Below are 7,945 nucleotides of genomic sequence, written 5' to 3'. Positions count from 1 at the left end.
TTAAGTCAACAGTTCCAATTGGTACTAATGATAGAGTTGAAGCATTTTTAAAAGAAATTGAAGAATTCTTTGAAACAAATGATGTTAAAATTGAAAAAACACGTAAAACCGGCATAGAACTTATTTGTGGAGAAAAACGAAAACGAAAATGTCTACTCGATTGGGCAACTTCAATGTTAAAAGAAGATAAAGTAAACTATTACTCTTATCCAGAAATCATCAATTACATGGATTATGTATTTGGCGATTTCAATAATCACTATCGTACCTACCTCAGAAATTTTATCTTAAGTGTTGAAAACTTTGCGAAGTTTAAAATTACCCATAGTGAATTAGAACGCATTATTACACTTTTCTTAATTTCGTTTGAAAGAATTCAAAAAGGCTATACAATCACAATCAATCACGAACTAAAGAAAAAACTAAAAAATGTTAAAATTCTTGAATTTATGAAAGAAAATGACGCGAAGTTAAACAGCAAGTTTGGCATTCAATTAAATGATAATGAAATTCTTTATTTATCTTCGCTACTATCCTCAAATTCGACTTCTACTTATGAAGTCGCTTTCCAAGAATCAAGTAATCCCAAACTTCTCTTTGAAATCATTGATATTTTCTACAATACATTACAAGATTATATGATTGAATTTGATAAAGATTATTTTAGAGTTAAATTATTCCCATACCTAGAAAAAGTAATGCAAAAATCAAATTTTGAATATGACCTTTATAATCCCAATGAAGAAACAATTAAAGTATTATATCCAAAATTATTTAACTTAGCGAAATTAATAAATCCCATCATGAATGAAATTGTGAATAAAGAGTTACCTTCTTCAGGAATTGCGACAATCACTTTATTGCTAGCAGATATATCATTAATTCAAATTAATAAACTTGTCTGTTACTATGTTGTTACCAATAATATTTTTGAACAAGATTTGAATATTCATACCTTAAAAAATAATATTCCTAATTTAGAAGTCGTAACTGATGAAACGATTATTAACTTCTCTGCAAGTGATATTGATTTCATTATCTCAAATGAACCAATAGACACTGTAAAAATTCCTGTGTTCATTGCACCACTTGTTTTCACACCAGAATTTCTTATTCTTTTAAAACAAAATGTAAAAGAAATTATTGAAAAAAAAGCAAATTCATTTTTCAAAAAATGATTATGCTTTTTTCTTTTTCATCACGAGTAATGCCATTGCCACAATAATAAAGAGACACCCTAGAATTTTCATAAAACCAACCGATTCATTTAATAAGAAGAAACCAAACACAACAGATGATATTGGTTCAAATAAACAGAACATACTTGCAAGGGTACTTCCCAATTCTTCTATTCCTATCTTCAAGAAGATGAGTGCAATGAATGATGCCAACAATCCAATACATACCATTAGAAAATAATTAGATACCGGTTGATTGAATACAATTTGATTTGAAAAAATATTAAACACAAGTAATGAAACACTAACAATAGCTGATAAATAAAAAGATAGTTTGTAATTATTCATCGATGATAATCCTGCTTTTTCAATACCCACTAAATAAACCGCAAATGTTACTCCACTAATCAGTGCCATTGCAATACCTTGTATTCTTGAAAAATCATTAAAATCTATAAAACAAACAATGCCAATCATTGCTAGTGCAAGTGAAATGTATTGTCTTGTTGTAATATGATCACGATAAATGAAATGACAAATAACCAATACAAATAAAGGATACATAAAATGAAGTGTCGTTGCTGTTCCGACCCCAATATATGTATAACTGCTATATAAGAGTAACGTAGTGAAGACCGCTCCAAATAAGCCGATAATCATCATCTTTATAAATTCATCTTTATTTAATCTAAGTGAAATTTTATTCTTAATGAGTAAGACTGCCAAAACTGGGAGAACAAGTAAACTTCTGAAAAACGTTAATGAATATGGGTTATTTCCATACTCGTATGTCATTGAACATAATACTGGTGTGAACCCATAGATTAACGCAGAAATTATTGTAAGTACTATCGCCCTATTTTTTGTCATAAGTCCCCCTAAAAAAAGCACAATTTAATTGTACTTTTTCCATTTTATCATAAAGATTTGATTTCGTTTACTTCTTTTTTAAAACGACTGCTTTCATTACTTGTTTTACATATTTAGCTTCAGCTGGTTTCGTTCCAACTGTGGTAACAGCTCCTGTTGCGGCTGCCATCGAAAGTTTCATGATTTCTTCTAATGTATATCTTTGATCATATCCATAAGCTATAGCACCAACCATTGCATCCCCCGCACCAACAGATGATTTTGTTTCGACATGAATTGGAAGTGCTTGATAAACATTATCCTTTGTGACAAAAAGTGCACCTTCTTTTCCTAATGAAACTACAACTAATACAATTCCGGTCTTAATTAATTCTTTTGCTTTTTCTATACATTGTGGAATTGTTAATGATTCTTCGCCAAAGCATTCAGCCAGTTCTCTACGATTTGGCTTTATAATTGTTGGACAACTCTTAATACCTTCTATTAATGCTTCACCTGATGTATCGAGAATAACAAGTGCACCAAGTTTTTTAACTTCAATAATCATTTTTTGATATACATTACTATTGATACCATTTGGAACACTGCCTGCTAGAATCACGACATCTAATGGTTTAACATTGGCTTTTAATGCATTCACAATCTCTGTGATATTTTTCTTGTCTACATGTGGACCAAGTTCATTAAATTCTGTTAATGATCCTTTTTTATCAATCACTTTTAAATTAATTCTTGTATTTTGTTCAACAGTTGATGTAAACAGTGGTATATATCTAGTTTCTAAAACATCTTTAATTGTTGCACCTACTGCACCACCTAAAATAGCATAAGCAGTTGATACTCCATTTAAAGCTCGAATTGTTTTTGATGCATTAATTCCTTTTCCACCAACATCATAGCTTGTAATTTCAATACGATTCAAATTACCTTTTTCAAATGAATCACATTTTGCTGTTTTATCCAACGAAGGATTTAGTGTTACTGTATGTATCATCCTTATACCTCCTATATTATTCCATAATGCTTAAATGCATTTTCAATACCATCATCTAAAATATCTGTAGTAATATAATCTGCAATTTCTTTTATATCTTCACTTCCATTACCCATCGATATTCCTATACCGCAATCTCTAATCATCTCGAAATCATTCGAACTATCACCAATCGCAATCGCATCTTTTAATGTTGCTCCATAAGCTTCACATACAATTTTTGCGGCAGTTCCTTTAGTTTCAGTTTTATAACTAATTTCTACACAATGAGATTTAATTTTAGGATTTCTCAATGTTGTTAAACAATTGAATTCTTCTGGAAGTTCTTTTTTCAATTGCTCAATCATATGCTCATCTTCCGCATACACACAAATCTTTGAAACACGGTCATTTTCATCATAGTATTCAATTGGAAAATAACAATTTGAGCGCATAATTTCAATGCCTTCCTCAACATTTTTAGCAGAGCCTGAGAAGTATTCATAAATATGACGATAAGCTACTTCATCATAGTATGCTCCTGCATTTCCTTCTAAACAGTAGCCAAGATTAAACAATGAAGCTAATTTTCTTACTAACACGATATCTTCTTTTCTAAACGCTTTATCATGTACTCGTTTACCATGCACATAGACTACAGCTCCAGCACTAAATACAAATCCATCAACATCTAAGTTCAAAAATAATTTGGCTGCTGAAAGTGATCTTCCAGTACATACAAATAATTTATGACCATTTTCTTTTGCTTTTTTAAGTGCATCCATTGCTGAATATGGTACTGCATTAATCTTTGGGCTATAGAGCGTTCCATCAATATCTAAGAATATATATTTCATCTTTATGTCCTCACTAGGATTATTATAACACAAAGAAAAAAGACCCAAAGGTCTTTCTTCTTTTCAAATATATAAGGGGATAGAATATATCTACACATTGATAGGGGGTCAACGTATAGGCAAGATATCCTTGCACGATTATAATAACAAACCACTATCAAATAGTTGTGTTACTTCTATGTGATATTATGTGAAATCAAACTCCCGAATATGCTGAAAAACCACCATCAACTGGTATTACTACTCCAGTTACAAAACTACTTGCATCATTACACAATAGAAAGAACAATGTACCCACTAATTCATCAATTTTACCAAAGCGATTCATCGGTGTATTACTAAGAATTTTCTTTGTTCTTTCTGTTGGTTCTCCTAAATCATTAAACAACATCTTTTCATTTTGTTTTGTCACAAAAAATCCAGGTGCGATTGCATTACAACGAATGTTCTCATTTTTAAAGTAAACAGCTAGCCATTGTGTAAAATTACTAATACCCGCCTTAGCTGCACTATATGCTGGTATTTTCGTTAATGGTGTATATGCATTCATACTTGATATATTAATAACACTACAGCCTTCCTTCCCCAACATATCTTTTGAAAAGATTTGTGTTGGTAATAAAGTTCCCATGAAGTTAAGATCAAATACAAAACGTATTCCATCTTCATCTAAATCATAGAATGTTTTTAATTCATTCATCTTATTTCTATCCAAATATTCATCATCGGTTGTTGCTTTTGGATTATTACCACCTGCACCATTAATTAAGATATCGCATGGTCCTAAGTTCTTTACAATTTCTTCATGAATTTTCTTTAATGAATCACTTGATAAAACATTGCATTTATATGCTTGGGAAGTTCCACCAGCTTCATTTATCTCTTTTTCCAGTTGTAATACTGCTTCTTCATTGATATCCAATAAAGCTAACCTAGCACCTGTTTTAGACAATGCTTTTGCGAATGTATTACAAATAATTCCACCTGCTCCAGTTATGACAACTACTTTATTTAACAAATTAATTTCAAAAGGAATCATTTTACTTACTTCCCTTCTCTAATGTTTCCCAAATACCTGCTAGATACATAGCACCTAATGCACGGTCATATAAACCATAACCAGGTTTTCCAGTTTCGCCCCAAATCATTCTTCCATGATCTGGTCTAATATATCCATTAAATCCATTTTCATAATACGCTTTTAAAATATCTACCATATTTAGACTGCCACATTTTGAATAATGTGCTGATTCTTCAAAATCAGTATTATTTATTATTTTCACATTACGAATATGTGCAAAGTGAATACGCTTTATCTTTGTATATTTCGCAATTAACTTAGGAATGTCATTGCTTTTTGTACATCCAAGCGAACCACTACACAATGTCAATCCGTGATGAATATCATCATAAAGTGCCAAGAAACGATCTAGATTCTTTTCACTAGTAATAATTCTTGGTAATCCGAAGATATTCCAAGGAGGATCATCTGGATGAATAGCCATCTTAACATCACACTCAATTGCAACAGGTATAATTTCATGAATGAAATATTCTAGATTTTTCCACAATCCTTCTTCACCTATTTTTTTATACTCATCAATAAGATTCATCATTTCTTCTGGTGTATAACTTGCATCCCATCCTGGTAAAGACATATTTTTTATGTCGATGTTATTCAATTGTTCTTGATAGTAAACTAATGCATTACTTCCATCATCAAGAGGATGATTCAACTCACTGCGTGTCCAATCGAATACTGGCATGAAGTTATAACAAATACATTTAATTCCATGCTTTGATAGTAGACGAATATTTTTCTTATAGTTCTCGATATATTCCTTATATTTACCTTTTCCAAGTTTAATATCTTCGTGCACCGGAACTGATTCAACTACTTCAAATTCTAATCCTTCTTTTACACATTTATTTTTAAGTTCAACTATTTCTTTCTCTGGCCAAATGTCTCCTACTGGAACACTATAAATAGCACTTACAACTCCACTCATACATGGAATTTGTTTAATATAATTTAGTGGCACTTTGTCTGTATCACCAAACCACCTAAATGTCATTTTCATTATCTTTGCACTCTACCCGAAGCGTCCCCTTGACATAAAGCCTCAACTTCAGCTTCACTCACAAGATTAAAATCACCAGGAATCGTATGTTTTAATGCCGATGCCGCAACCGCAAACTCTAATGCTTCTTGTTTACTCTGTTTTGTTAGTAATCCATGAATTAATCCCCCTGAATAACTATCTCCTCCACCGACGCGATCAATGATTGGTTCAATATCATAGCGTTTTGATTGGTAGAATGTTTCTCCATCATACAGTAATGCTTTCCATCCATTATGGTTTGCACTATAGCTTTCTCTTAATGTGGATGTGACAATCTTAAATCCAAACTCTTCTTTCATTGCTTTAAATATCTCAACATACCCTTCAGCTCCTGTTTCTCCTTTTTCCACATTCGCTGTTGGTTTAAATCCTAAGCATAGTTCGGCATCTTCCTCATTACCAATACATACATCAACGTATTGCATTAATGGTTTCATGATCGATTGTGCTTTTTCTTTGGTCCATAATTTCTTTCTAAAGTTTAAGTCTACTGAAACTGTGACATTGTACTTCTTCGCTGCAATACATGCCTTTTCTACTAAGACAGCTGCTGTTTCACTAATTGCTGGTGTAATCCCTGACCAATGAAACCAGTCTGCCTCTTTCATGATTGTATCAAAGTCAAAATCAGATTCACTTGCCTCTGCAATCGCTGAATGTGCACGATCATAAATAACTTTACTTGCACGCATACTTGCACCTGTTTCAAGATAGTAAATTCCTACACGCTCTCCACCACGCGCTATGTACTCTGTATGCACTCCATAATTTCTCAATGCATTCACAGCCGCTTGTCCTATTTCATGCGTCGGTAGTTTGGATACAAAGTAAGCATCATGACCATAGTTCGCTAAAGACACCGCTACATTCGCTTCTCCTCCACCATAGACAACGTCGAAACACCTACTTTGGCTAAATCTTGTATTCCCTTCAGTTGAAAGTCTTACCATGATTTCTCCCATTGTTATGATTTTCATCGACTTGTTCTCCTTACTAAATGTACTTTGAAGCCATTGATTTCTTCTTTTATATAAATAAATTTTAATTCTCCTGTTGCATCGAATTCTGCTGTTGTTTCATCAAAGTTAAATCCCTTTGTTTCAAAATAATGTTTTGCTCGTTCTACATTATAGGCACCTACTGCTAAATGTCCATGTGTGCCCCCACCTTGATTCATGACTTCGATTGATTCACTTCCAAAGTATCCCTTTGTTGTTTCTCTTGTACTTCCTCCAAAGAGTGTCGCAAATTGATTCGCTACTTCTTTTGAAGTTGATGGACTTGCGTTAACACCTACATGTTGTAGTGTTAACCCTAACATTGATTTCACTGCTTCTTCTGTTAGTTTCTTAATTTTATCAAAGTCTTTTTCTTTTATTGCTTTGGCATCCATCATCCATGTACCACCACAAGCCACAATCTTTTCTACTTGCATATACTCTTTGATGTTTTCTGCATTGATACCCCCTGTTGGCATAAAGTTTACCTTCGTATAGGGTGCTGCCAAGGCTTTAATCATTTTTAATCCGCCTAATTGTTCTGCCGGAAAGAATTTTACAGTTGTTAGTCCTAGTTCTAATGCTCGTTCTATATCACTTGCACATGAACATCCAGGTACTACTGGAATCTTCTTTTCTTGGCAATAGGTCACGATGTTTGGGTTTAGTCCTGGTGAGACAATAAACTTCGCTCCTACTTCAATTGCATCATCGACTTGTTGTTTCGTTATTACTGTTCCTGCTCCTACTATCATTTCTGGACAGGCTTCATGAATTCGTCGCATTGCTTCTTTCGCTAAACTTGTGCGAAAGGTGATTTCCGCTACCGGTATTCCCCCTTCACACAGTGCTTTCGCTAATGGGACTGCATCTTCAAGTTCATCTATCTTGATTACTGGTACTATTCCTATTTTTTTGATTTCATTTATTATTGTCATTGTTTTTA

At 32.8% G+C, this 7,945-nt stretch carries 8 protein-coding genes; 1 reads left to right on the top strand and 7 read right to left on the bottom strand.

What is annotated here, in order from left to right; all coding sequences use genetic code 11:
• Window positions 1-1,178: PRD domain-containing protein (locus tag RSB60_RS04930; RefSeq protein WP_332614893.1), on the top strand; the 1,178-nt coding region annotated here is incomplete at its 5' end.
• Here RSB60_RS04930 and RSB60_RS04925 read toward each other — a convergent pair.
• The 7 genes from RSB60_RS04925 to RSB60_RS04895 all read right to left on the bottom strand — a co-directional run bounded on the left by RSB60_RS04925 (window position 1,179) and on the right by RSB60_RS04895 (window position 7,937).
• The gene (locus tag RSB60_RS04925) at window positions 1,179-2,048 is read right to left on the bottom strand and encodes a DMT family transporter (RefSeq protein ID WP_323382389.1); all 870 of its coding nucleotides are present in this window, start codon (window positions 2,046-2,048) and stop codon (window positions 1,179-1,181) included.
• Between the two features lie 67 nt (window positions 2,049-2,115).
• Window positions 2,116-3,042: a 1-phosphofructokinase family hexose kinase gene (locus RSB60_RS04920; protein WP_332516525.1), complete on the bottom strand. Its 927-nt coding sequence runs from the start codon at window positions 3,040-3,042 to the stop codon at window positions 2,116-2,118.
• 11 nt (window positions 3,043-3,053) lie between these two features.
• Window positions 3,054-3,878, bottom strand: a complete 825-nt coding sequence (locus tag RSB60_RS04915; protein ID WP_323382391.1) for a Cof-type HAD-IIB family hydrolase — start codon at window positions 3,876-3,878, stop codon at window positions 3,054-3,056.
• 196 nt (window positions 3,879-4,074) lie between these two features.
• The gene (locus tag RSB60_RS04910) at window positions 4,075-4,917 is read right to left on the bottom strand and encodes an SDR family oxidoreductase (RefSeq protein ID WP_332614891.1); all 843 of its coding nucleotides are present in this window, start codon (window positions 4,915-4,917) and stop codon (window positions 4,075-4,077) included.
• A 1-nt stretch (window position 4,918) separates the two neighbouring features.
• The gene (gene uxuA, locus RSB60_RS04905; protein ID WP_332614889.1) at window positions 4,919-5,959 is read right to left on the bottom strand and encodes a mannonate dehydratase; all 1,041 of its coding nucleotides are present in this window, start codon (window positions 5,957-5,959) and stop codon (window positions 4,919-4,921) included.
• Complete coding sequence (locus tag RSB60_RS04900) at window positions 5,959-6,978, bottom strand: sugar kinase (protein ID WP_332614887.1); 1,020 nt, start codon at window positions 6,976-6,978, stop codon at window positions 5,959-5,961. Before RSB60_RS04900 ends, uxuA begins: the two co-directional genes overlap by 1 nt.
• Window positions 6,975-7,937, bottom strand: a complete 963-nt coding sequence (locus tag RSB60_RS04895) for a bifunctional 4-hydroxy-2-oxoglutarate aldolase/2-dehydro-3-deoxy-phosphogluconate aldolase (RefSeq protein ID WP_332614885.1) — start codon at window positions 7,935-7,937, stop codon at window positions 6,975-6,977. The genes RSB60_RS04900 and RSB60_RS04895 overlap by 4 nt, the downstream gene beginning before the upstream one ends.
• Between the last annotated feature and the right edge of the window lie 8 nt (window positions 7,938-7,945).

This window comes from Anaerorhabdus sp. (assembly GCF_036657415.1).
GTDB lineage: Bacteria > Bacillota_I > Bacilli_A > Erysipelotrichales > Erysipelotrichaceae > Anaerorhabdus.
The sequence above is the reverse complement of the archived record's forward strand: the minus strand, read 5'-3'. Positions and strand labels throughout refer to the sequence as shown.

What these genes read in the sequence shown, in the direction of transcription:
- RSB60_RS04925 (WP_323382389.1), bottom strand. Translation starts at nt 2,048, where the DNA reads ATGACAAAAAATAGGGCGATAGTACTTACAATAATTTCTGCGTTAATC.
- RSB60_RS04920 (WP_332516525.1), bottom strand. Translation starts at nt 3,042, where the DNA reads ATGATACATACAGTAACACTAAATCCTTCGTTGGATAAAACAGCAAAA.
- RSB60_RS04915 (WP_323382391.1), bottom strand. Translation starts at nt 3,878, where the DNA reads ATGAAATATATATTCTTAGATATTGATGGAACGCTCTATAGCCCAAAG.
- RSB60_RS04910 (WP_332614891.1), bottom strand. Translation starts at nt 4,917, where the DNA reads ATGATTCCTTTTGAAATTAATTTGTTAAATAAAGTAGTTGTCATAACT.
- uxuA (WP_332614889.1), bottom strand. Translation starts at nt 5,959, where the DNA reads ATGAAAATGACATTTAGGTGGTTTGGTGATACAGACAAAGTGCCACTA.
- RSB60_RS04900 (WP_332614887.1), bottom strand. Translation starts at nt 6,978, where the DNA reads ATGAAAATCATAACAATGGGAGAAATCATGGTAAGACTTTCAACTGAA.
- RSB60_RS04895 (WP_332614885.1), bottom strand. Translation starts at nt 7,937, where the DNA reads ATGACAATAATAAATGAAATCAAAAAAATAGGAATAGTACCAGTAATC.